This is a genomic window from Bacteroidia bacterium (assembly GCA_033391075.1).
Taxonomy (GTDB): domain Bacteria; phylum Bacteroidota; class Bacteroidia; order J057; family J057; genus JAWPMV01.
Genome location: JAWPMV010000001.1, coordinates 394,724 through 419,511, shown reverse-complemented (window position 1 = coordinate 419,511; position 24,788 = coordinate 394,724). Strand labels below are relative to the sequence as shown.

Sequence of the window (24,788 nt, the reverse complement as noted above, 5' to 3'; positions counted from 1 at the left end):
CTCTGTTGCATCATCTGCGACATGAATTATAGGAATTTTGGGAGTAAAAATACTTTCCATAAATCCTGAAACTTGAGTACAAATCATTGCGACCTCCCTTACAGCTCTTTCTTTCATCATTGAGCTATTTGTGATCGACAATCAATTGTTAATCTCAAATTACTTAGTGATGAAAAACACCTTTTTTCCCAAGAGCTACTTATTCTGGATATTGATCCCAATATTCATCCTTGCTATCACCACTTCATGTGAAGAAGAGCCCCCCGCTCCGACCGAAACAGAACTCACACGCATAGGAAATATTGACATCGATCTTCCCCTGGATTCAGGTAAAGTAGGTCTGACCATAGACACCCGCGAGATCGTTCGAAAGCAACAATCTGCCAGCAGAATTGAACTCCAATTTCAGGACGGTTTACTCAACAACTTATGGACAAGTCAGAGCATAGATCCTTTGACGCATTTGACCCTTTTCAGCTGGCCGGCAGATAGCCTTACTCCGGCTCAAATAGAAGAGTTGAATGATGGAACTGCCGTTCAGATTTTGGTAATGGATCAAAATGATCAGATCGTCGTGGATCGTTCAGAATCTACCGCCATATTTGACGGCAGCAATCGTGTACTAGAGTTAGGAAATGACCAGGATTTAGCACCACCTGTCAGTGGAGAGACTTTCGATTTTGCCCCTGATGTACGATACATACTCGTCAATAGAGAAACGGGTCAGGTGCTGAGATTTATCCTGGAGCCTGGCATATATGAATCCTACCATCTGGTCGATTTTGATCCCAATGAGGTGCTTGCCAATAATGAAGTCCAGGAGTTTGTATTTGGGGATACCGGAAATGGAAGTTCATTCAAAATATATCACCAGATATTTCAGGATGTACCTGATATGCAAACCATGGCTCATACGATAAGTGGAGCCTACCAGGATTTCACGGTCTATCCGGATGGAGCCGCCTCTGCAACTACACAAAACAGATTCTCTATTGTTAAGCGAGCAGATGGTTTTATCCATATAAAGTCCGGACATAACAGATACGTTGTCGCAGGAACACGAGACAATAAAGCATATCCCATAGGAACCAATTCTGAAGATCGTCGGGCACATTGGAAACCTATTGCAGCCAGTATCGAATGGACAATTGAAGATTTAGGTTCTAAATTCAATGCACCGGTATTGCCTAAGGCCAAGATGCAATTTGCCTTCACTGAAGAGATCCGCAACTGTAGCGATGCAACAGCTACCGCTCAAATCGGACAGGAACGCTCGCAAACCTTCAGCATGACTGTTTCTCAGGAAGAAAGCCTTCAGTTGTTCACCGGCCAAAGCTTTACCCAATCCTATGGAGCGGAAGTTACAGCTTCGGGTCAGTTCTACGGCGTAGGAGGTTCAGTTACTGCCACCGCCAATATTTCCCATACCCTTAATCAAAACATTACTTCGACCTCTACTCAGGGTCAATCGCAAACCAGTTCTGAGACCATCAAGATTTCTACGGTAAGAAGCATCGAAGTACCTCCCAGAACCAGTGTCAAGGCCTATGATGTGATCCAGTATTACGATGAAATCAGCGTTCCTTTCGTTCAGCGTCTCCGTTTGAAAGCGAAAAACAATATGAACGATGCGTCCATAGCAGGAGAGGCAATCAAAGATCAGCTTTCCGCACCTTTCTTTGGAGGTATCATCACTGAAGTAGGATTGGATTTTGTGGAAATCACCATCAAAGGAAAAGCAAAGTTCAATTCCTGGGGAGTTGTAAAACGTAACCTCGAAGACGGCGATCCTTGCAACTAATATGCATAGAAGCTTTGGAGAAAAGTCTCCAAAGCTTCCTACATGGAAATTCAACCTAAGGAAAAGCCCCAGTTAATTTCTCTACAGCAAAAACCATAAGGCATACCTACTAGAAAATAGGGATGCGTTAGATGTAGCTAGAGAATCGTCTAAACACGATAATCCTAATTTCCTTAGGTGTTTTTCACAGGCCCGACTGGGAAGTCGGGTCTCTTCTATTTTGACATTTCATAGAGGAAAGACCGAGCGTATGTTGGGTAAAGGCACAAGCTTCATCTTGCACCTTCTCAAAGGCATAGATCAGCAGCAGGAAGATCAAGTCGAAGGATGGAAACAGGGTTGACAGCTGCTATGAGACAGGAATTTCCTCTCCCCTCCTACACGCAAAAAATACTTATGAAAGGATTTATCATTTCCTCCTCACAATAGCCCTAAAATGCTCAAAAAAGACATTTTGCGACCTCTCTTGCATCCTATGCGACCTGAGTCACAGGATTTGAGTCCCTGGCAAAACCTTCTGCAGTCCATGAAACCAGAGCACAAATCATTGCGACTTCCTTTACAGCCTTTCCCCTCATCATTGAGCTATTTGAGATCGACAATCAATACTTAATCTCTAATTACTTAGTTATGAAAGACACCTTATTTTCCAAAAGCATGTTTATCTGGTTTGTAATCCAGATGATACTTATTTCTCTGCCGCTTTCGGCTCAAATAAATGAAGATGACCCCTTACGCAACAGTAGAAATCTGATAAAAGAACAGGAAGTTATCTTAACCTATTCTGAGATTTCTGTCAACAGTCCTGCAGACACAAGATTAAAGGGACTGGTTTATAAAAAGGGTTCTGGCACAAGCCTGACTGAAATCAGAAATCAAAGTAGCCAAACTACTGGAAGTAATACGCTTAACCCAGCTATCGTAGCGACCACAAGTGGAAATTTCTTTGGAGAAGATTATGGGGATGGAATTGTACATGCATATATAGGAAAAGACGGAGCTTTACCTGGTGTATATTTTCGGGTCGATTTGCTTAAGGGATTGGTCGGCACTCATGCCAGTCTGACTCCTACTAATGGGATATTTTGGGCAGGTAATCCAGCTGTCTTCAACAACAATTCCCAGATACCCCGAGTGGAGATGACAAGCGGAAACTATGATGATGATCTTGAAGACGAATTGGTGATTGTATACAACGCTCCGGGGGATCAACTTCGACTACAGGTATATGATCTCAGCCTTACCAGATCCGGCAATAATGTTACTTTTCAACTTAATGTTAAGGAAGACTTCATATTTGCGCCTGTAAATAATGATGTAAGATTACTCAAAAACTTCAGCATTGCAGAGTTTGATATGAATACTGACGGGCTGGATGAATTGGCCATTGCATATAGGGAAGGGTCCAATATTGTACTGAGAGTATATGAATTAAATCAGCAAGGAAACCTTACTATCAAGCAAAATAGTATTCTGTTCAACCCTTCTTTAGTGCCATGTGCGGGTTCGGGTTCCTTTAATTTTACCAGTTTAAGTCTGGATTTGGCTTCCGGAGATTTGAGTCCAGAGTTGCCGGGAGAAGAGTTGGTATTAGCTGCTCATTTTGATTTGACAAACGGTGTGGGATCAGCCGGTTTGAATCAGGGACTATATGTATTTCCTATCGGTAGTTTTTATACAAATTCGGGAGCACAAGTTATTGAATTAAACTGGTGCGATGGAACTCCTTTTTACTTTACCAATTCAGATTTTCTCTTTTCAGATGAACAAATAGCTGTAAGTGTGGCTACCGGAGATCTTGACGGGGATTTGGATGATGAGGTGGTTTTAGGAACAAACAGCAGGGTTTTTGTTTTGAATGGAGCTACCGGAACCTATCCCAGTGGAAATAAACATCTGGAATTCAATCAACTGACTACTTTTAATATACCCAGCTCCTATACAAATCAGCAGATAGGAAGTGAGGCCAAATTTGCAGACAACTTTATTGCCGTTGGAAATATCGATCCCCTTGTCGGTAATTTCGGTTCAGAATTCCGAGCTGAGATTTTGGTAGGCAAAAACTTTCCCCTCATATCAGATCCTATCAACAATGACATTTCTCAACATTTCAAGCTAACGGTATATGGCTTTAATGAATCAGGAAGTCAGGGAGCCATCAATTGGACTCCGGTTATAAAAGCTGAGAAAGATATGATAGCCCAAAGTACTAGTGGTTTGAAAGTCAGGAATTTTTCTGTCAGTTTCGGTGATGTAGACGGAGGTAGCGTAATTTTAGGAACTCCCAACAGAAGCAATATTTCAGAAATCCTGAATCCCAGTATTATCCTGAATGCACCTCCTACTCATTTCGATGTTTTTGATCAGACAAGCTATGATGTATGTAATCTCTATGCCGCAGGAGAAGCCGTTCCCTCCTCTAGTGTAAATCATTTCTTTTCAGAATATGAAGAGGTTGTAAACGAGAGCTTTTCTTTCTCCAGCAATTTTACCACAGACTGGGCCGTATCTACCAGCGTTGAAGCGGGATTTTCTGCTGCGGGATTCGATTTAGGTGCAAAAATGTCCGCCAGTTATGGAGAGCGATTTTCCAAGATCAATGCAAGTTCTATTTCCAAAACCATCACTCAGGTGCGTAAGGCGACTCAGGACGATGAACTTTTGGCATATCTGGTTGATTATTCCATTTTCGAATACCCGGTTTATCGCCTTGGGGAAATAACTCCTATTACCCATGTGATCGTTGTTCAGCCTAAAAATGTAAGGCCTACTTTCACAGGTGCCAGAAGCCCCAGACATACATATAAAAATACGCACCAGTTCGGGAATCTATTTTCTTACCCAACAAATTTGAATGAACTAGATTTACCTCCGGGTTCCATCACCAATGTTTATGAAGGGCTCAAATCTCAGGAGATCAAAAAAGGATCGGGTTTTGGAGCCAGTTTTTCAGTATCTCAAACGGAAGCCAGAGCAGAAGGCGTACAATCCGAAATTTCGACTAATACCACAGTAGGAGCCAATGTAGGTGGAGCATTTAAAGGATTTGGCATAAATGTATCAGTTGAGGGTTCCTATAGCACCTCAGACATTCAAAACCGTTCGGCCAAATACCAGGACTCAGTAAGTATGCGTGGATTTTTAGGGGCAGGAGAAGGGAGCAGCATACCGGGAGATTATCCCTATGCCATAACACCTCTTGTGTATTGGAATGAAGATGGAACCCTGGTGTTGGATTATCTCGTTGATATCACCAAAACCGGATTCTGGCAGAACTTTTACAACTCCTATGACCCTGCTTTCCTATTACTCGATCCTCACAAGACCCAAAAGGACATTGAAGCAAAGGAAACCTACAATAATACAGATCGCTACCGAACCAGAGACATCATATTTGACAAACGTCCAACTCCGGGTGAGGCTATCACCATCAGTGCTCGTATCCACAATTACGGTTTCGCAGATATACCTACGACTTCTTTGGATGTTGCCTTCTATTATGTCGATCCGGATGGTACAGATACACTCGAAAGCATAGGTCTGGTTATTTTGGGGGAAGGGATACAGGGAAGAGACAATGGTTTTGACAGGTCCATCATCAGTATCCCCTGGAACATTCCTGCCAACCTCGGCCCCAACACCAAAGTTGTAGCCATTTTGGATCCTTCTGATAATCTTCCCAATGAAATTCATGATTATCCAAATGGGAATGGAGTTTCAAATAATATTGGTTGGACCTGCCTCTTCAACCCCAATTGCACACTCTCAGAAGATGAAGCCATATTCTATCCGGGAGGAGTTACTTCAACGGAAGAAGAACTACTTGCACAACTCCAGATCAATGCTTTCCCCAATCCATTCCAGGATATATTGAATCTGGACATTGAACTGGAAAGTCCGCAGGATTTGACCATCGAGCTATTTGACCTTCAGGGTCGTTTACTCTATCAAAAAGAAAAGCCAAACATGATACCGGGAAAATCCCGCATGGATATATCTACTGCCGGATGGCCAGAAGGCATGTATCTGTATAAAATAAGTGGTGATGGATTCCACAAAGCTGGAAGAATCGTCCTAAAACGATAATCCTAATTTCCTTAGGTGTTTTTCACAAGGTCCCCTTGAAAAAGGTGGGCCTTTTGTTTTTTAGCTTTTTACATATAAAAGATCCTATGTATAAAAATTATTTAGATAGAGAATAATTTTCCAAAAGCCTTAGTGTCAGGAGAATAATATTTTTTGATTAAATATTTTTTCAGAAATATTGCATAGAAATTTTGGGGAGAAGTAAAAAACCTATAATTTCGAAACCGTTTCAGAAAAAATACACTCGCAACTGATAGAATTAAAAATCTGACGCACCGAAAGCACGCTAGTTTAGGATCACCGCAGAGCAGGAAATAATAAGGTGTACACACCAACGGAAACAACTAAAGGACAAAAGTCCGCGTTATTAGATCAGTTAAACTCGAAAGCCAAGCTATCCCCAAACAGTTGAAAAACCACACTGGCGACTAACATCTATCAGTTTCCTATTCAATATGTTATAAGCATTTAGTCGCTTACACTCGTCATTACGGCAACTATCCTTCTGCTATTTCAGCAGTGTCTAATCTATATACCCTTTTATATAATGTGAATCGGCTTTTTAGTCGATAGGTGCACTCGTGCACTTAAAAATTTACGCAAGCCTAAAGAGGCTAAAGGAGGAGATTTGTGCCCCCTAAAGGCATAAGTCTGTCTAACGTTCTTTTCACTGTAGTAATTTTTAATCATTAAAGTAACTAACCTAGAAATTAAGAGACATGAAGAACATCTTTCTATTAATTTCGATACTGATTTTCTCCGGATTTTCAGTATTAGCCCAGCAGAAGGTCTCGGGTAACATGACCACTACTGATGGGACACCACTTGTAGGTGGAAGTGTTATAGTAAAGGGTACAACTCTGGGTACACTCACCGATGGACAAGGATACTATTCCTTGAATGTCCCCCAAGGTGCAGATACCTTGATCTTTCGCTATACCGGATATGGTACACAAGAAGTAGCTATCAACGGCAGATCTACCGTCAATGCGAGCCTGGAAGAATACCTGGTCGTTGAAGAAGTTGTTATTACGGCCCTGGGTATTGAAAAAGAAGCCAAAACGCTGGGCTATGGAGTCGATAAAATCGAATCCGAAGAATTAACAAGAGCCCGATCTACCAATGTTGTAAACTCATTGCAAGGAAAAGTTACCGGGGTAAACATCGGAAATACCGATGGAAACCTGGGTGGATCTTCCAAAATCATCATTCGTGGTGCTACTTCTTTGAGTGGCAATAACAACCCCCTATGGGTTGTAGATGGTATTCCGATCAACAATGATCAGTTTGTTTCTAATGGAAGCCGTATTACCGGAAACAGAGACTTCGGTAATGGTGCATCTGTACTGAATCCTGACGACATTGAAAGTATCAGTATTTTGAAAGGAGCTGCAGCAACTGCTCTTTATGGTTCTCGTGCAGCAGCAGGTGCTGTAATCGTAACCACCAAATCAGGCAAATCGAATATAGACGGATCTACCCGTGTAGAAGTTAGCTCTTCATACCGTGTTGATGATCTGTTTATCACACCAAAATTTCAGCAAGATTACGGAATGGGAGATTTCGCTAAATACGATTCTTCTTCCGTTGGTTTTGACTGGGGACCACAATTGGTCGGACAAACGGTAAACTATCTACCTGTTTCAGGGGAGAGTGGTGTTTTGCAGGGATATGAAAACAATGGTATTGACAGATTTTTCCGCACAGGAAATACTTTCATCAATAACATCGCCATTTCAGATGCCGACGAAAAGTTCAACTATCGTTTGAGTCTGGGTTCATTGAATCAAACAGGTATTCTACCTGGAGCTTCTCTGGATCGCTTCAATGCCGGTTTGAATGCTGGTATTCAGCATAACAAAAGACTAAAAACCAGCTTTGGTATTCAATTCGCCAGAACTAGCTCTGAAGGTACAGGCGCAACCGGAGCAAACGACCCCAACATTGTGGGACTTAGCTCTTTCAGTAGCACCCTGAATCCTGATGACTTCAATCCATGGATTGATGATGCAGGCAACCAGGTCAATTTTGCAGGCCCTACGGCAAACAACTATCTGTGGATCAGAAATGAGAACAGAAATGATCGCGAAGACACGCGTATCATTGGTAACATTGCCACTACTTTCGATATCCTGGACAATCTTGCCGTAACTGCTCGTTATGGATATGACTTTGACCAGGACAATCGCTTTTTCTCCAATAGAAAAGGAACCATCCAAAGACTACAAGGAGATTACCGTATTGATAACATCAACAATATTCAGCAAAACATTGATGTGTTGGCCAATTACAATGGTCGCCTCGGAGATAAGTTTGACTTGAATATCGTAGGTGGATTCAACTACAACTCCAGAAAAAGAGAAGATGAAGGTTTCTTCGGTTCCAATCTCCTTGTTCCAGAGCTCTTCGCTCCTGGTAATACTGAGCAAACCGTTCCTGCCAGATTCTTCAGCGAAAGAAGACTCTTTGGTGCTTATGGTTCTGCTGACTTGACCTATGATGGATGGGCAACTTTAACAGTTACCGGTAGAAATGACTGGTCTTCAACCCTTCCTATCGAGAACAACTCTTATTTTTATCCTTCTGTAAGTACTGCTTTGGTACTTTCGGACGCTCTTGATATCAAATCTGACATCATCAGCTACCTGAAGGTTAGAGCCAGTTATGCCCAGGTAGGTAATGATACGGGTCCTTACCAATTGGACTTCCTATTCAACCCTATAACAGTTGCAACGGGACAGTATAGCTTAAATGTAAACTTCCCATTCAACGATCGTCTGGCATTCTCGAAAGTGAATACCATTCCTCCTGCAGATTTGAGACCAGAACAACAAACCAGTTATGAAGTTGGGGGTCAGTTGGATCTTTTCAACTACCGTGTAAGAGTTGATGTGGCGTTTTTCCGCACAGAGAACAGAGATCAGATCCTTCCATTGCCTATTCCAGAATCTACTGGATTTGGATTCCTCAGAACCAATGTAGGACAGGTTAATACTCGCGGATTTGAATTCTCTATCGATGCGACTCCTATCAAAACGAAGAACTTTGAGTGGAATACTACTGTCAACTTCTCCAGAGCACAAGTAGAAGTTGTTGAGCTTTCGGCTAATGTAGACCGCGTATTGCAAGCTAGTGCATTTAGTAGTGTACAGGTTGTAGCTGAAGTAGGTACCGGATTTGAGCTTTTTGCAATTCCTTGGAGAAGAGATAGCGCTTCTGGAAGACCTTTGATCAACCCAAATGACGGAACTCGTCTTGCTGGAGAAGCAAAAGCTATGGGATCTGTATTGCCAGATTTCACCATGGGATTTGTAAACAACTTTAGATTGGGAGACTTCAATATTTCCGCTACTGTTGACTGGAGATCTGGTGGAGTAATGAAATCCTCTACGGTAGAAAACCTTCAAACAGGTGGCTTGACTGAAGAAACTTTGCTCAACAGAGGAGGTACCTTCATCGACCTCGAAGGAGTAGTTCAGAATCCAGATGGAACTGTAAGAGACAATGATATTCCTCTAGCAAGTGCCGCTGACTTCTGGCAGGCATTGGATGACAACAGCATCGCTGAGCCATTCATCTTTGACGCTTCTTTCGTGAAGTTGAGGGAAATCGCCGTTAATTACACCCTTCCTGCAGGCGTACTTCAAAATACTTTTATCAAAGGAATCAGCCTTGGAGTAGAAGGAAGAAACCTGGCCTTGCTTTATAGCAAAGTTCCTCATATAGATCCTGAGAACAACCTCTTTGGAGCGGGTGCTGATGGATTTGGTGTAGAACGTTCTTCTGTACCTTCTACCAGAAGCTTTGGTGTGAACCTTAAACTGGCATTCTAGTCAAGCTTTTAAACAAGAAATTTCAAATGAAAAATATAAGATTAATCGCAATCCTGTTGATCTTTGGGCTTATCGGTCCTTCTTGTCAAGAAGCCCTTGATATCAACAGAAATCCCCTGGCAGCAACCACTGCCGACCCCAACGTATTGTTGCCATTCGTATTGGCGCAGTATTCAAATCGTCATACAACAGAGCTCGGTACGCGTATCATGGACGTACCTCAGCACTTTTCTGCTTGTTTCAATAGCCCAAGACAGGGGAATACCTCTATCTTCCTAACCGGAAATACCTGGGCCATGATGTACTCTCAAGTATTGGGCAACCTGCTTTTGGTTGAACAAGATGCAGAAGCTGCAGGTCTTTCGAGCAATAATGTAGCTGCCATTGCAAAAATTCTGAAGGCGAATACCTTCTTTGAGTTAACCAGTATCTGGGAAGATGTACCTTTTGCACAAGCCCTGAATGCTGTTGACTTTCCTGAACCCGCTTTTGACAAGCAGGAAGATGTATTGAATGGCGTAGTTGGCATTTTGGATGAATCCATCGCTTTGATCGATGCGATTCCTGATGAAGGAATATTCGATGTATCTGTAGGAGACATCATTTATGATGGCGACATGGATCTTTGGAGAAGATATGCAAACTCTCTCAAACTGAGAGTTCTCATGATCCTTCGCAACAAGGTCAACGTTGATGACAAAATCAATGCGGTTCTGAATGAGCCCATGATTGAGTCCAATAATCAGTCTGCCTTGATTCGTTACTCAGACGCTCCTGGTGGACAGAATGGATACAACAACCTGGTGGAAGCTTTCTTTGGGGTTTCCAATGAAGCTCAGGGAGTATATGCATTCGGACCTGTTGTTCATGAATTGCTACAAGGAGATCCCAGAGCGGATGTTTTGATCAGCAATCCTGATGCGCTGGAGCCTTGTGACATTGGTACTTTTGCATTTTCAAGTCCTTGTCCTTCTGTAAGAGACAATGTGATTAGAAATGACCTGCCTCATATGTTGTTCATGCCTGCAGAGATCAATTTCTATCGTGCGGAGATCGCTATGGCCAATGGTCAATTGGACATTGCAGACCAGCAGTACAGAAGAGGTATTTCAAACAACATCGCCTGGTGGGGAGGAGATATCCCTGGTGCAGAATTGACCATCAACCCGGTAGATGCTCAGAGCTTCGTAGATGCTCTTAATGCACCTACTATGGAAGATATTCATATTCAATTGTATCTAGAGTCTTTCATCCGTCCGGTTGTTGCCTGGAATACGGTACGTCGTACGGGAGTACCTGAGCTGGATCCGGTTCCTGGAACCAATATCAGCACTATCCTGAAGCGATTCAACTATCCTCCGGATGAGGTTGCTTCTAACCCAAATACACCTGCGAATCCGACTACCGATACGCCTATGTGGTTTGAGAATTAATCCTTTAAGCTTATACCGAAATGAAAATATATTATTTAGTTATCCTTTTCGTAAGTGCAGCTTTTCTAACTGCCTGCGATCCTGATTACGAAGTATCTCAATATTTCGATCTGCAAGAGTTGCCCGGATATGTGGCATTTGATGCAGATGGTAACAACGCGATTTTGGATGATTTCGAAGCCGCTGAAGATGACGGCACAGTAGAAGTCATCGTAGAAAACCCAACAGGAACTTTGTCTGATATCAGCGTTAACTATGCCCTCAGTGGCTCAGCAGTTTTCGGAACAGATTACAATATCGAAGGCGCAAGCGCTTCCGGTGGTAGCCTGACAATCAGACCTAATTCCGGCGCGGTAAATGAAACCAACAGAACTACCATAGTTGTCGAACTATTGACAGATGGTGTTGCTGATGGCGAAAAAACAATCACCCTCACTTTGAGTGATGCGTCCAATTCAGAAGGGACGGTTGCAGTGGGTAGAGGAGGTACAGACCTGCTCAAAACTGCCAATGTGGTTATTGCCGATGTTGATTGATCGGATCTATTAAAGCTAGGAAAGAGGGCTGTCTTATTAGATGGCCCTCTTGTTTTTTAGACTTCTTCCTTTGGTTGATTTAGTTCTTGTTGATCTTCAAACTTTTTTTAGAAAAAAGTTTGGCAAAAAAGCGCAGAGCCCAAAGCCAGCCCCACTTGCCGCCCCAGCTCCCGATGGGCTCTACAGGGCCACCACGCTTGGATGGTGGGTGGGTAGTTTCTTGGGATTAATATTATTATCCAACGTACACTAACACCCTAACACTCAAACACCCTAACACCTCTCCCTTCTCCCCCTCTACCCAGGCGCGATGGCCCGCAAGATATGGTGGTCGGGGCGGACAGTGGCGTGGCTTTAAAATCTTGCCGGTTTTTGGTTCTTTTTGTCGACAAAAAGAACAAGAAGACCTATTTACCCCACAGAAAACAACATAAAATTCCCGTTTAAAGAAATATTCAATACCACTAAGGAAGTTGACCTTTTATTTACTATGAAATCACCTTACATTTACATATGGACCGATTAATCATGATTTGCGTTGCGGTGGTGGTGTTCTCCGCCATCTTCAGAGCCAGCGCAGTTGCCACTTGCGATTGCCAGAAAGATGCCTACAAGCAAGCCAATATCGGTGCCTTTAATTTGCCGGAACCTGTCTCATTAGAAGCTATCAATGCCAAGCCCAGCTTTTATATGGTGGATAGAAGTTCTATGGTAATGGAAAAACAGCTTTCCAAGCTCCCTCCTGATACCCTGAGCACCTATCCCGGTGAAGCCAAAGCTGTACCGGTCTCAGGAGCTTTTGAACAAATTCAGATTTTAACAAAATCTCATCCTCAGTTTACCCCGGATGTAAATACCTGGCATCGGGAAAAGTAAATGCATAGGAGTTTATTTTGAGAGAAAGGCCTGAAATTCTTTTTGGATGTTGTAGCCCTGCTTGCGGTATTTAAATATAAAACCCGCTTTCTTTTTAAAACTCAACTTCAAGGGCCAGAATCCAAAAAGTAAGAGGGGACAGTAACCCATCATTTTCATATTCCCATTTTCCAGAGCCAATTCAAAAACGATCAAGGAGCCTCCAAATGCTTCCTTATACCAGGTCTCGAAGCCTACTTTTTCTGTCAACTTAAAGGTAACAGGCTGATTGAGCCAGGAGGTGCTGATATATTCACTTTTACTATTGAATTCGATATGGGCGAATTTCTTTTTTCGCAGCCAGTATCCAATGTCTTTATAGCTTTTTTCCGTTTTGATCGTTTGCATATCACTGAAATTCAGGGAAAAGTTCTTGAGCAAGTTTCTGATGCACTCCTTCCTGCTCAGAAATTAGTCTCGCATAGAACCACTTTTGTAATCGGATTTCTTCCAATTTACAGGCTTTTGCTAACTTCTGAATTACTTCTTTTCCTTTTAGCTCTACCCTATCCATACAATTGAGTAAGTGCTGCGTAAGGTCATAATGTGGATCACCGACATAGGGTTTGACATCGATGACCAACCAGGGCTTTCTTTGGGCAGATAGCACATTGCCGGCATGGAGATCGGTAGCTAGTAACTGATGCCGCTTTGTAGATTCGATCAACTCATCTTTTAGCCTACAGCCTTTGAGGGCCAATTCTTTGTCGGGGAAAGTCGCGAGCGCTTCTTTCGTTTCCTGATTCCATTGATCGACCATTTCTTTGAGGGGCCGAAAGATAGCTGCTGAAAAATCGGTATTCCAAAGTCGTGGGAATATTTCAGCAAGAATTTCATCCTGTTTTTCCTCCGGCTCATTCCTCAAATGCATTCCTGGCTCACATTTCTCCAATAAGAGCGCATTATACTCTTTATCGAAATCATAGAGTTTCACACTCACATTCTCCTGCAAAAAACTCAAACCATCAATCTCATGTAAGGCCTCTAGATGGGGAAATCCCAGTTTAAAAATCGCGCTTGATCCGTCTTTTCTTTTTGCAGGAGCGACAAAAGAGCAGCTCGCGTCTGTTGAGAATGCCTCACCGAGTTCCAGCTCCCATTCTTGCTTCAATTCAGCAACATAGTGAGGGAGTTTTCCCAGCCAATCCGCTACTTCCACATGACTTTGGGCCAGTTCAGATAAGAATGAAGGGATTTTCAGATCCATATCAGGATGCTTTCTTCAGCAAGACCTTTTCTTGCGAAAATTTGTAAGCAGCTTCCAAAAACTCCACCATCAAAGGCCAATCTTTAGCTTCCTCAAAAGTATGCTTATAGAACTTTTTTGTATTGATCAATAATTTTCCGCCTTCTACTTTGGCACTACTCACAAATCCTCCGCTTTCATTTTCAATATTATAGGTCAATTTGTCCAGCCCGACTACCTTATATCCTTCCGGAATGCTCAGGACGATCTCATTATCAAAACTACGTGCATGGTCCAGATACACATCCTCTGTCCGATCAATTTCTTCTTTCTCGAGTGCTACCTGTCCTCCAATGAATCTCCCTATTTCCAGAATGAGATTGGGTCCTGCTTTTTGGATAAGGTCTTCCTTGATCAGAAAAGACTCCTTATAAGAGAAGGCTTCATTAGCTGTTTTCCTTCCGGTTGAAGTAATCTCATAGCTAAGATAATCCGGCACTTCCAAATCTAATTCATCCTCCAGAGTAGCCTTGAATAGTTCTTTTTGAGCTTCCAGTTCTTCTTCTGCATTGGCTTTGAATTTGAGTTTTGCCTGACTACTCAGATCTTTTTTCAGTTTGACTTCGTCCAGGTATTTAGCCTTCCCTATTTCTGCATAATCCTCGCTTAAAATATCCGAAAGGACGAGATAACGATTTTGCTCATCGGTCTTTAGATGCCCCCAACTGGTGTTTACCCTTTTTATCGATAAACTATTCATATCCTCTCCAATCTCTATTACAGATCTCTGAAAAGTACTATTGTCCTCATGGCCACTCAAAACGACAAAATGATTTTTTATGAGGGAACTTTTTCGCCTGGCAAAGGGAATGGTATAGGTCTCGACTCCTTCCATAAAAGCGGGATAGGATGCCAAAGGCGCATGTTCACTTACGGGTGCTACATACATTTCAAATTCGGGGATGTATAGCAAAATGAAAAGCTCCTGAAAAAAGAGGACTTCCTGAATTTCCCCATAATGCCGAGGAACCCCGATCAATAATTGAAAATCAATCTTATTGGTTTTAAGATAGCTGGCATACTCCTTACATATTTTAAAATAGCTACTTCCATACTGCATAGCATAACTATCCGAAGCCTTTAATCCTCCAGCCTGATTCACAGCTCTCAATTCAGAAGCATAGACTTGTTGAGTAGTCCGTAGATAATTGAAAACTGCCTCTAGTGTTTTTAGCTTATCCTTTTCCAGAGATAGATTTTTCTTTGCGAGATAGGCAGCCAGTTTTTTGTTCTCAAATTTTCCCGGAACGAAATTATACTCATAAGCATCCATAACTTCCTTTCCATCGATCTCTTTCTTTATCGTTTCTCCAGCTTTTAGATTTGCTTTCAGCTGGTAGAGTTCAAAATTGCTGCGAGCAAAAGTCACCTGAAACTTGATGCTGGGTAAGACCCGATAGGGATAGAACCATCGGGTTGTCTCTATCTTGTCCCGATCTTTATCGACCAGACTGTATCTATCCAGTTTATCTTTCGGTCCACTCACAAGCTTGAGTTCGGGAGCATCATGATAAGAATTGAAGGCAACAAAAAACTTTCGTTCTACTTCAAAGGTGATTCTTTGTTCCTTGATCGGATATTCTCCACTCAAAGGAGTATACACAGGATCAAAAGCATGCATACTTTGATAAATCGAGGGATTGAAAGAATAAAAATAATAATCAATCATATCTCCTTCTTCCAGGCCCGGTATAGCAATTTTCCGTTGATAATCTTCCGTCCCCTCAATTCTGACTGCTGTATTTACATCTACAATTTGCTCTTCTCCATTGGGTTTTATGATCTTGAATCCTGCAAAAACTTTTTCAACCCTTTTGTTCCAATTCGAACTCACATCAAACTTTTCCTGATAAGAGAATTCTGAATATTGGTCAACTGCAGCCTTGTCCTGCAATTTGATTCTCCTCCTAAGTGCCTCCACCTGGTTTACCTTTTTGCCAGAGTTTTCAAATTTGAAATTATACTCTTGAAAAAGAATGACTGCAGATTCGTTTTTCCATTTTTCCGGAACAGTCAAGCCCTTGGGCATGGGATCTTCACTTCCCCAAAAATAGCTCTCTACATATTCAGGAGTCAGCTTTTTCTGAGCAGAAAGACCTGTTAGCAAGGAAATAAACAGGAAGAAAATCAGGGATCTTTTAAAGATCATCATATATATTGGCTTTGGTGTGCGGGGTTAATTATGACTTTTTGATCAGGGTAAGGGGCTGTTGGTAAAACTCATTCAGAGATTTTATGCACTTGTTCCACTCCTCAAATTCCTCGGTTTTCAGGACCGCTTTTTCGATCTCTATGATATTTGAGTAAATGAGTTGATTACCTTCTTTTTTGTATTTCACCTTAAAAGAAAAATCAGAGAAAGACCTATCTATAGGTTGAGCCAGATCTCCTAATTGAAAGCCCTCGGGGATTTGCAGAACGACCTCTCTTTCCATTCTGATCTTGTGAGGAAAAAGGTAATCCGTTTTGCGATCCTTTAGTTGAAAATCGCTAAAAGGTTTATAGTAATCCAATTCTACATACATCTCTTCTCCAAAATCAGAAACCGCATTATCCCGGACCAATTCATACTCTATGCTCAGGTCAGGATCCATTTCTTCAAAAGAAGAGTTTGAAATATTTTTTGCGTCCAGATTTTTCTCCCCTCGAGTCAAATAATAGTAGAGACTCTTATCAAGGGCATCTTGTTCTGTATTATGGATTTGGTATAATAAACTGCTTTTACTTTCGCCTTTATAAGTCCTTTTCACCTGAGAGATCAATTGCTCTCCTTCCAGCTTGACTTCGCTCTGATAACTTTGGACATTTTCGGCAGCAGCTGCAGAAGGAATTTTGTCAAGGATATACTCATCTCCATCTTCAATCATAACCGCTCTTCCCTGTATTCTTTCGGCATAGTTGAAAAAAGGATTGTATTTCTCAGTCGGATCAAGAAAATACTTCTTCCCATCCAGGATGAGGGTACAGATCATATGATTGTCTACCGCCAGGCTTGGGAAACTATAGTCATATGCAATTCTTCGGGTTCCCAACCAGGTCAATCTCGCATCAAATCCAGCCAGTTTCAACATTCGTTTGGTCAGATTAGCCATGCCCTTACAATCCCCATATCTTTTGCTATAGACTTGCTGGGATTCATCCGGCTTGAAGCCAGCAATTCCATCTTCAAAGGCTACATACCGGATATTATCCTGCACCCAATAGTAAATCGCTTTCGCTTTCTCTACATCTGAAGTTTTTCCCGCTATGAGTTCCTGTACCAATGCCTGATAGGAATCCGTATTATCCTCTATTAGCTCAGTCAGGCTATGGTACCAGGCATACAGATCATCCACTGATTCAAAAAGCCTTATCCTTTCGCCCTTCAGCTCATAGGATTTTGCCTGAATGATGATGTGGGGATAATCATAACTGGGACCCGGACTATTGCTTTCCTGATCCATTCCTACCAAATCCTTCAATTCATAGGTATAGATACGCAAGGCTTTCTTCTCATCTTTTTCAACGGATTTCTGAATATCGAAGCCGTCAAAATTCATTTCCCTCAATTCTACCTCCATCCAGTCCGGTATGGAAAAACTGATAAGCTTTTGCTTAGTAGGATAGCGTTCATGGAAGTACACAGAGGTGAAGTATTTTACATCATAGTATTCTTTCTCATAGTTTATTTCCCGGATACTTCCCGATATACTAAAAGGCACTTGAAAGTAGATGAGTCGGGCATCCGAATAAAAGTATTCGGAGCTTTGATAGTATTCATCCTTTTTTTCTATGGACTGAAGTTTGCCGCCCTTATTCCTAACCCAAATCTGGGGGATTCGGGATTGTTCATTGTAGAAATGAGTAGAATAGAATTCGGTATTCTGGGAAATTGAAATGAGCGATTTCCGGGCTTTTTCCATTACCCCTATATGTCCTTTCTCTTCATTGTAATCAAACTCAAAATCCAATTTGCAAGAGAGGCAAGCCAGATCTTCTTCCGGATAGCTTTCTTTCAATTGTTTGGCCAGGGCAATGTCTTCCTCAGAAACATTTTCAACTTTCTGGGAAAAACAAACAGGCAAGAAAATCAGATAAAAGAAGAGAAAGGGAACGAGATACGTCCTCATATATATTTGCTATGGTTGTTATTTCAATTTAACACAAAAAATCAAGGCTGAACAAATCAATTTTCTATTCCAGTTCTATTTTCCCAGATGAATCAATCCCACAAGAGCCTCTTGCTTTTTTTCGGGCTCTTTAAAGCGAAAACAACTACTATCCCTTGGCTCCAGGTATAACTTTGTATGGACAGCTCTTCCCTTTAACCATTTCATCTGTACCACCTCCAATTTATCCAGTTCATAAAAAAGCAAGAGATCGATTCGAAGGGGATAGCCGCGATCTATTTTTGCTCCCAGATAAAAGTCCTCCAGAAAACTACCTATAACAGAAAGTCCTTCTCTTGCCTTGCCTTGATAATGAGGACAGAGAAATTCACCATCATATTTGATTGGGACTATATGCAGTTCTATCCCGAACTTTTCATCCATCTCATGATGTACCCCTTTGCGATTGGGGTCATAGCGATCCGTCCCATGTTTCAAAATCAAGTGCTGCATATCTTCTGCACTTTTTCCCGGATGGTCTGCCAAACTTATGCCCCGCATGCCTAAGCATTGCTTCGGAAAGCTTTCCCCAATCTTTGCCTCTATCTGCAAACCAATAACATTGAAGTCCGGCTCTTTATTCAGATCGTATGCAGGAAGGCCTAATTGGGTAATCTTCATATTATGTATTCCTAGCTGTGTAACAATAGGGAAAATCCATGTCCTGCTGTTCAATGATCCCAATCAAAGCCTGAAAAAACTGAATGTATCTTTCCTGATAGCCCACAAGATTTGACTCGGCCCATCGAGAAGCTTGAACCATTTTTTCAAACTCCTTTTCCGTGGCAGGCTTAATTTCGCCCCGATCTCGCAATAATTGAAGAGCCTGCCTACGGAGTTTTTCAAAATGCGTTCCGCTTACATAGTCTGCATCCCTTCTCATCTTTTCAATGATGGCCTGTATCCATTCCTTGCATTGCTGCTTTCGATCTGGACTAATTAAGAATTCGTCCAGACACATATCCATTCCGCCGATTATGATAGGGATTGCCTGAACAGCTAGTTCTTTTTGAAAAGCGAGTATCCAGCTTTCTCCCAAAGCTCTTTCCTTGATTTCATCTACCAAAGCAATTTGCCAGCTTTCAAGCACAGCATCCCTCACCCAATATTCCTTTTGCTCAAATTCTATGCAACTACTTGCCATATTTATCCTTTCTTTCTGATAAAAACGTGTCGACTGCCCTGAGGTCTTGCTAAAATCCCCTGATAGCTAAGGCCCATTTTTGTAAGAAGCTGGTAGGAAGCTTCATTATCCAGGTGAGTAGCCAATTCCAGTTCTTTTTCTGCCAAGCCCTCCCACTTCAATATCAATTTCAGGGCTTTAGAGGCAAAAGTTTTTCTACGAAAATCCGGATGTATGCCATAACTGATTGCAGCTCTTTCCTCATTTAGATGAAAGACAGCTATGTATCCTAAAAACTGATACCTGTGGTCCCGAATCGCCCAATAAAATGCCTTGCCCTCTTTGGCAAACGTGCTATTGCGTTCAATTTTTTCTTCAGCCGCTTTCAGATCCACAGGTCCTGATTCTGTCAGATAATGCCAGGTCTCCGGCTCTGATAGGATATCGGAATAGGCCTGGGCATCAAGGAAGTTCATTTCATTCAGGATCAAATCCTTTGAGGATATTTGGGGAAATTTTTCCTTCGTTTCTTTCTCCCAATAATACTTCTCTCGCCTATCGATCATCAACAGCCATCGGTATTTTTTATCAACAATAAATATGGGAGAGTCATGAAATAAATAGGACAAATGTTCTCCTCCTTTTTGGCTGGCATCAAAAAGCATATGTCGGCTCATGGCATATTGAGGGTCTTCCATAAACACCCACCAATAGCGCTCTGCAGCTGGCAATTTTTCTGCAAGAAAATCGAAAGTCTCCTTATTGAAGTTGTGAAGCTCATAGTTCTTCAATCTTTCCTTCCAACCATTGAGGTGAAAATTGGGATTTTCAAAACTCATGAAAGCAGCTTCAATTCTGCTTTTTATAGGATAAAATTCGTTGAAAGGAATCCGCAAATCATCCGGAGAAAGGATTTCCTTGAGTCGATCCAGTTTTTCTTCTAAAAACATTTTACGCGATTAGAAATGAAATACCTGATCCGGAGATTTTCCATCTATGCTAATCACTTTAACATCTTTGGCTCTCAACCACAGAATTTCACCATTGGGCTTACAGGCACAGATGACTTGCTCGAAACCTTTTTCTGTTTCAGGCAGCAAATTTCCAAAAAACATATTAGGAGCCTTAGCCCTATACATGCCAAATCCCGTTCCCAATAAAACAAAGCGCATTTGGGTTTCTTTGTGTTCTACTATGGTTGCCATATATAAAATCTTTTGCTTGAAGGACGCTAATTAAAAAGAAAGGTTCAAAACCAAGCCTATTTCCGGATCAGGCATAGTCAAATATAATTGATCATAGAGGAAAATAAATAGCAGAAACAGCATGAACGGAATCAACAAGCCCATGACTTCTCGTTTCCCAATAGGTCCTTTCGGCAAAAAGAAAATTAAAGATGCCCTGACACATAATACGGCAGCCACTCCAATATAGGACAGATACATCACATTCAGATTTTCTTCCCGGGAACTCATATGCCCATCCGGAAATCCCAACATGTCTCGTTCCAGGTAGAAGTATATACCGATGCAGAGAGCAAGTATTCCTATGAGCGCAATTCCAATTTTATTGATATTCATGTGGGCTTTTCTATTGCATTAAGTATTGTGGTTTTAGGGTTGTTTTCCATTTTTTTTAGAAAAAGATGGAGTCAAAAATCGCAGAGCCCTTGGCTATATTCCTATTAGGAATCTCTAATACACTAATACCCTAACACATCTAAACGCTTTAGGCATATCTATTTTCTTCGTAATTTCTCCTATCCTAAAATTAAAAACTATTGCTATGAAAAAAATAAATCGCAGAAACTGGTTCCGTATGGGGGGAATGGCCGGACTGGCTGCAGTACTTACCCCAGCCGAAGTTTTTGCCGGAAACTCAGACCTATTTGTTCCCGGACCCTCCACTTCTCCTATCGCCAAACTCAATGCCAATGAAAATCCCTTTGGGCCTTCTCCAAAGGTTCGCCAGGCTATGATTGACAACTTTGACCTGGGATGCCGCTATCCCTACGGAAAAATGAATGAATTGGCAGAAATGGTAGCCAAAAAAGAAGGGGTAAGCAGGGCGCATGTAGTCATGGCTGCAGGTTCCACAGAAGGGCTGAAAGCTACCGGATTAACTTTCGGTATGCATGGAGGAGAAATCATTACAGCAGATCCCGTATACAAATCACTGCTTACCTATGCCGAGCAATCCGGTGCCTATATCAATCGCGTTCCCGTTACCAAAGATATGGGACATGATTTAGAGGAAATGGAGCGTAGGATCAACAACCAAACCTCCTTGGTATTTCTCTGCAATCCCAACAATCCTACTGGAACCCTGGTCCCGAAAGATCAGTTGATGGACTTTGCCAATACGGTTTCCGACAGAACCACCCTTTTCTCAGACGAGGCTTATTACGATTTCATAACCGAGCCGAATTATCCCTCTATGATCGAGATGGTGAAAAAAGGGAAAAATGTCATTGTATCCCGAACCTTCTCCAAAGTTTATGGACTTGCCGGTCTGCGGGTAGGATACCTGATCGCTCGCCCAGATATCGCCGAGCGGGTACGGGTAAACGTCATGGCCAAGTGCAATATGATGGCGAATATAGGAGCTATGACAGCCTTGAAGGATCCAGACTTTTACAAGATGAGTCTGGAGAAGAATACAGCGGCGAAAAAGCATATTTATTCCGTACTCGATGATTTGGGTCTAAGGTACGTACCCTCACACACCAATTTTGTGTTCTTCCATACCGGAAGAGAGATTGGCGGACTTATGCAGGAAATGAGAGCCAAAGATGTCATCATCGGTAGGCCTTTCCCGCCTCTTACCGATTGGTGTAGAATCAGTACAGGTAGAATGGAAGATGTCGAGAAATTTGGAAAGGCCTTGAAGGAAGTAATGGGGTAAAGGGAGAGTTGTTCGAGTGTTCTCGTGTTCTTGAGGGTTTTTACTGCTCAATTCCTTGTTCCTTGTTCCTTGTTCTTCAATCCTTGTTCAGCGTATTTTATAGATTAATCCTTCATCAAAGATGTCATTGCGAGGCTGTATGACAGCCGAAGCAATCCCCTTGACTTAAAAAACTAATCGGAATCAAGGAGATTGCTTCGGTCAAATTTTGACCTCGCAATGACACTGGAGGCTGGATCAAAATAGGATTCGCTAGCAAAATTATACGTAATCGGATTGCGCTCCTCCCATTATTCGGCGAATAAGGGGAAGTTGGCCTGCGCGGAGGGGTCAAATGATCCCTTATACCTTTGCCAGCAAAGTCTCGGTATCCACTACCTCTGCAAATTCTTCATTCAGGCTTGCCAGGGTAGTGAGATGTACTACCTCAGAACTATATTTTTCTCCATTGATGCCGATGCGGTCAAAAGTAGCTGTGGCGTCAGAAATGAGATAGGTTTGGAAGCCAAAATTCCCAGCCATGCGGGTAGTTGTAGAAACACAGTGATTGGTGGTCAGGCCTACGATCACGAGGGTATCGATTCCTGCTTTTTCCAACTGCTCCTTCAAATCTGTTCCAATAAAGGCGCTATTGACATTTTTGACAATAAGCGGCTCTCCTTCCTGTGGTTTGAATCCGTCTTTTAGCTCAAAGCCCGGATGTGTATGATGTAATTTGGAAATGGGGTTTTGGGAAGAGTGCTGTACATGATAAATGGGCAAGTTTAGTTCGCGCCATTTGGCCAGAATCTCCTGGGCTTTTTCTTCTGCATTCGGATTGTTTCGATTGCCTCCCCAATATTCTATTTCGTCCATGCCTTTTTGGATGTCGATGAGGAGCAAAGCAGGATTTTTTTCTCTCAGATTCATACCTTCGGTTTAGAGCTTGAAATTACACATTGAAGGGGAACTTCCCTTCAATGTCCTCGAATTTCATTTTCGTTTTCCCAAAATTCTCATGAGGATTGTTTTCCAGCCTACTTTGGGTCGTGAATAGGTGTAAGCGTGTACAGGAGAATTGAATTCTTCTACAAAAACATCTCCTTCTTTGTACAATAAAATAGAAATATCATCGGATCTTTTTGCCTTATCGCTTGCCCAGGCCTTCGCTTCATCGAGTTCATCAAACTGGATATAGAGATCATCTTCTTTGTTCAGGAACCAACCTCCTGATGGAGATAGTACTTGTCCGGTTCTTTGTACAGTAATCATAAGGTAACACCATCCTTTGGGTAAGGGAGTATTTTCCTGTGCAAATTTCATGGTACGACATTTAAACATTCTATTTCGGAGGCAAAGTCATGACATAATCATAACTCTCATTGAGGTACTCAGCCAGTTTCTCCAAATCCTCCAACATCTTATCAGGAATACGAACATAGCCTTTCATAGTTGCCCCATAGGATTTATAAAGCCCTGTTCCGAATTCCTCTATATACTTTTGCTGAACTTCTTTAGAGAAACGGATGCCAAACTCGCCAGCTTTATTGAGTAGGGAAAACATGTATCCATTGGCTGAGGTATAGGGCATAGTCTTGCCTTTTCGATCAAAGCGAGGACATTTTTCTACCAATTCATCGTAGATTTTGAGTTTTTCTTCCCACATATAACTCTGTGTTTAATTCTTACCTAAGTTAAAGGATAATTGTCTGCAATTATTGAATTAACCAAAAAGTATACAGGATTTGAAATTTCGTATAAGGAGTTAAAGCGGCTTCGTATCGATCTTTGTCTTATTCTTTTCAATAAATAAAAAATGAATACGCAAGAATTTGGCAAACAAGGGTGGACACCCGAAAGATTAGGTAGCTTAAGTGGCAAAACCTACCTTATCACTGGAGCGAATACAGGAGCAGGTTTTGAAGCGAGCAAAATACTTCTGGGCAAAGGTGCGGAGGTCATCATGCTTAATCGAAATGAACAAAAATCTAATAAAGCAATTGAAGACCTGAAAGGGCAATTTGGATCAACAGCTAAAGTTTCATTTATTAAAATGGATTTGGCTGAGCTTGCTTCTGTACGCAATGCCGCAAAAGAGGTAATTGCAACTGTAGCCAGGATTGATGCATTGATTTGTAATGCTGCTATTGCACAAGTCCCCACACAAAAGTTCACAAAGGACGGATTTGAGAGTCAGCTTGGCGTAAATCATTATGGTCATTTTCTCTTGTGCGGATTACTTTACGAGAAGGTGGAAGAGTCCAAAGGACGCATAGTAGTCGTTGGCAGTGAAGGCTATAAAATGGGCCTGAAAACCATGCAGTTCGCTGACATGAACTGGGATAAAAATTACCATCCTATGAATACCTATTGTCATAGTAAATTGGCCCAAATCATGTTTGCCTACGAATTGCAAGACAGAATTAAAGCTGCCAGGAATGAGGTGGAAGTCTATGTCTGCCATCCTGGTGCTTCCGCTACCTCCCTTATCAAAAATAGTGGGGGTTTACGAGATAGGATTCTTTTCGGATTGATGTCGATGACCCCCCTGGTCCAGTCGGCTGAAAAGGGTTCATATCCCGAAGTGATGTGTGCTACCGAAGAGAACCTGAATCAGAAGGCATATTATGGTCCTACGGGTAGAATGCAATGGACAGGGCCTGTAGGCGAATGCAAATTAGAGGCACACGCCCAAGACAAAACTGTTGCAACAAAGCTTTGGGAGGTATCCGAAAAGGCAACGAATTTCGAATGGAAAATTTAAGTCAAAAATTCAAAGGAAAA

20 protein-coding genes are annotated in these 24,788 nt (G+C 41.9%); 8 read left to right on the top strand and 12 right to left on the bottom strand.

Going from position 1 to position 24,788, the window contains the following annotated elements; genetic code table 11:
• Positions 1 to 169 precede the first annotated feature (169 nt).
• The 6 genes from R8P61_01605 (at position 170) to R8P61_01580 (ending at position 12,565) form a co-directional block, all read left to right on the top strand.
• Positions 170 to 1,801 (top strand): hypothetical protein, encoded by a 1,632-nt coding sequence (locus tag R8P61_01605; GenBank protein ID MDW3645743.1) that lies wholly within the window; start codon positions 170 to 172, stop codon positions 1,799 to 1,801.
• 630 nt (positions 1,802 to 2,431) lie between these two features.
• Complete coding sequence (locus tag R8P61_01600; GenBank protein ID MDW3645742.1) at positions 2,432 to 5,887, top strand: T9SS type A sorting domain-containing protein; 3,456 nt, start codon at positions 2,432 to 2,434, stop codon at positions 5,885 to 5,887.
• Between the two features lie 719 nt (positions 5,888 to 6,606).
• On the top strand, positions 6,607 to 9,720 hold the full coding sequence (locus R8P61_01595) for a SusC/RagA family TonB-linked outer membrane protein (GenBank protein ID MDW3645741.1): 3,114 nt from the start codon (positions 6,607 to 6,609) through the stop codon (positions 9,718 to 9,720).
• 26 nt (positions 9,721 to 9,746) lie between these two features.
• Complete coding sequence (locus tag R8P61_01590; protein MDW3645740.1) at positions 9,747 to 11,153, top strand: SusD/RagB family nutrient-binding outer membrane lipoprotein; 1,407 nt, start codon at positions 9,747 to 9,749, stop codon at positions 11,151 to 11,153.
• Between the two features lie 20 nt (positions 11,154 to 11,173).
• Positions 11,174 to 11,689 (top strand): hypothetical protein, encoded by a 516-nt coding sequence (locus tag R8P61_01585; protein MDW3645739.1) that lies wholly within the window; start codon positions 11,174 to 11,176, stop codon positions 11,687 to 11,689.
• A gap of 513 nt (positions 11,690 to 12,202) precedes the next feature.
• Entirely contained in the window at positions 12,203 to 12,565 is a 363-nt protein-coding gene (locus tag R8P61_01580; protein MDW3645738.1) for a hypothetical protein, read from the top strand.
• Positions 12,566 to 12,577: 12 nt separating this feature from the next.
• Here R8P61_01580 and R8P61_01575 read toward each other — a convergent pair whose 3' ends face one another.
• The 9 genes from R8P61_01575 to R8P61_01535 form a co-directional block, all read right to left on the bottom strand.
• On the bottom strand, positions 12,578 to 12,952 hold the full coding sequence (locus R8P61_01575; GenBank protein MDW3645737.1) for a hypothetical protein: 375 nt from the start codon (positions 12,950 to 12,952) through the stop codon (positions 12,578 to 12,580).
• 1 nt (position 12,953) lies between these two features.
• Positions 12,954 to 13,811, bottom strand: coding sequence for an aminoglycoside phosphotransferase family protein (locus R8P61_01570; GenBank protein ID MDW3645736.1), 858 nt, complete (start codon positions 13,809 to 13,811; stop codon positions 12,954 to 12,956).
• 1 nt (position 13,812) lies between these two features.
• Positions 13,813 to 16,002 carry a hypothetical protein gene (locus R8P61_01565; protein MDW3645735.1) on the bottom strand — a complete coding sequence of 730 codons (2,190 nt, stop codon included), beginning with the start codon at positions 16,000 to 16,002 and terminating at the stop codon, positions 13,813 to 13,815.
• Between the two features lie 28 nt (positions 16,003 to 16,030).
• Positions 16,031 to 17,959: a transglutaminase domain-containing protein gene (locus R8P61_01560; GenBank protein MDW3645734.1), complete on the bottom strand. Its 1,929-nt coding sequence runs from the start codon at positions 17,957 to 17,959 to the stop codon at positions 16,031 to 16,033.
• A 75-nt stretch (positions 17,960 to 18,034) separates the two neighbouring features.
• Complete coding sequence (locus R8P61_01555; protein ID MDW3645733.1) at positions 18,035 to 18,619, bottom strand: hypothetical protein; 585 nt, start codon at positions 18,617 to 18,619, stop codon at positions 18,035 to 18,037.
• 1 nt (position 18,620) lies between these two features.
• Positions 18,621 to 19,142, bottom strand: a complete 522-nt coding sequence (locus tag R8P61_01550) for a hypothetical protein (protein ID MDW3645732.1) — start codon at positions 19,140 to 19,142, stop codon at positions 18,621 to 18,623.
• Positions 19,143 to 19,144: 2 nt separating this feature from the next.
• Positions 19,145 to 20,071, bottom strand: coding sequence for a GNAT family N-acetyltransferase (locus R8P61_01545; GenBank protein ID MDW3645731.1), 927 nt, complete (start codon positions 20,069 to 20,071; stop codon positions 19,145 to 19,147).
• Positions 20,072 to 20,080: 9 nt separating this feature from the next.
• Positions 20,081 to 20,326, bottom strand: coding sequence for a hypothetical protein (locus R8P61_01540; protein MDW3645730.1), 246 nt, complete (start codon positions 20,324 to 20,326; stop codon positions 20,081 to 20,083).
• Positions 20,327 to 20,356: 30 nt separating this feature from the next.
• Positions 20,357 to 20,701 carry a hypothetical protein gene (locus tag R8P61_01535; GenBank protein MDW3645729.1) on the bottom strand — a complete coding sequence of 115 codons (345 nt, stop codon included), beginning with the start codon at positions 20,699 to 20,701 and terminating at the stop codon, positions 20,357 to 20,359.
• 205 nt (positions 20,702 to 20,906) lie between these two features.
• Here R8P61_01535 and R8P61_01530 point away from each other — a divergent pair, with 205 nt between their 5' ends.
• Positions 20,907 to 22,025, top strand: coding sequence for a histidinol-phosphate transaminase (locus tag R8P61_01530; GenBank protein MDW3645728.1), 1,119 nt, complete (start codon positions 20,907 to 20,909; stop codon positions 22,023 to 22,025).
• A gap of 342 nt (positions 22,026 to 22,367) precedes the next feature.
• On the opposite strand, the gene R8P61_01525 is transcribed toward R8P61_01530, so the two are convergent.
• The 3 genes from R8P61_01525 to R8P61_01515 all read right to left on the bottom strand — a co-directional run bounded on the left by R8P61_01525 (position 22,368) and on the right by R8P61_01515 (position 23,670).
• Positions 22,368 to 22,934, bottom strand: a complete 567-nt coding sequence (locus R8P61_01525) for a cysteine hydrolase family protein (GenBank protein MDW3645727.1) — start codon at positions 22,932 to 22,934, stop codon at positions 22,368 to 22,370.
• 63 nt (positions 22,935 to 22,997) lie between these two features.
• Entirely contained in the window at positions 22,998 to 23,327 is a 330-nt protein-coding gene (locus tag R8P61_01520) for a hypothetical protein (protein ID MDW3645726.1), read from the bottom strand.
• A 19-nt stretch (positions 23,328 to 23,346) separates the two neighbouring features.
• A complete protein-coding gene (locus tag R8P61_01515) occupies positions 23,347 to 23,670 on the bottom strand; it encodes a hypothetical protein (GenBank protein MDW3645725.1) in 324 nt (107 codons plus the stop codon).
• A 150-nt stretch (positions 23,671 to 23,820) separates the two neighbouring features.
• Here R8P61_01515 and R8P61_01510 point away from each other — a divergent pair, with 150 nt between their 5' ends.
• Entirely contained in the window at positions 23,821 to 24,768 is a 948-nt protein-coding gene (locus R8P61_01510; protein ID MDW3645724.1) for an SDR family oxidoreductase, read from the top strand.
• The last annotated feature ends 20 nt before the right edge of the window (positions 24,769 to 24,788 follow it).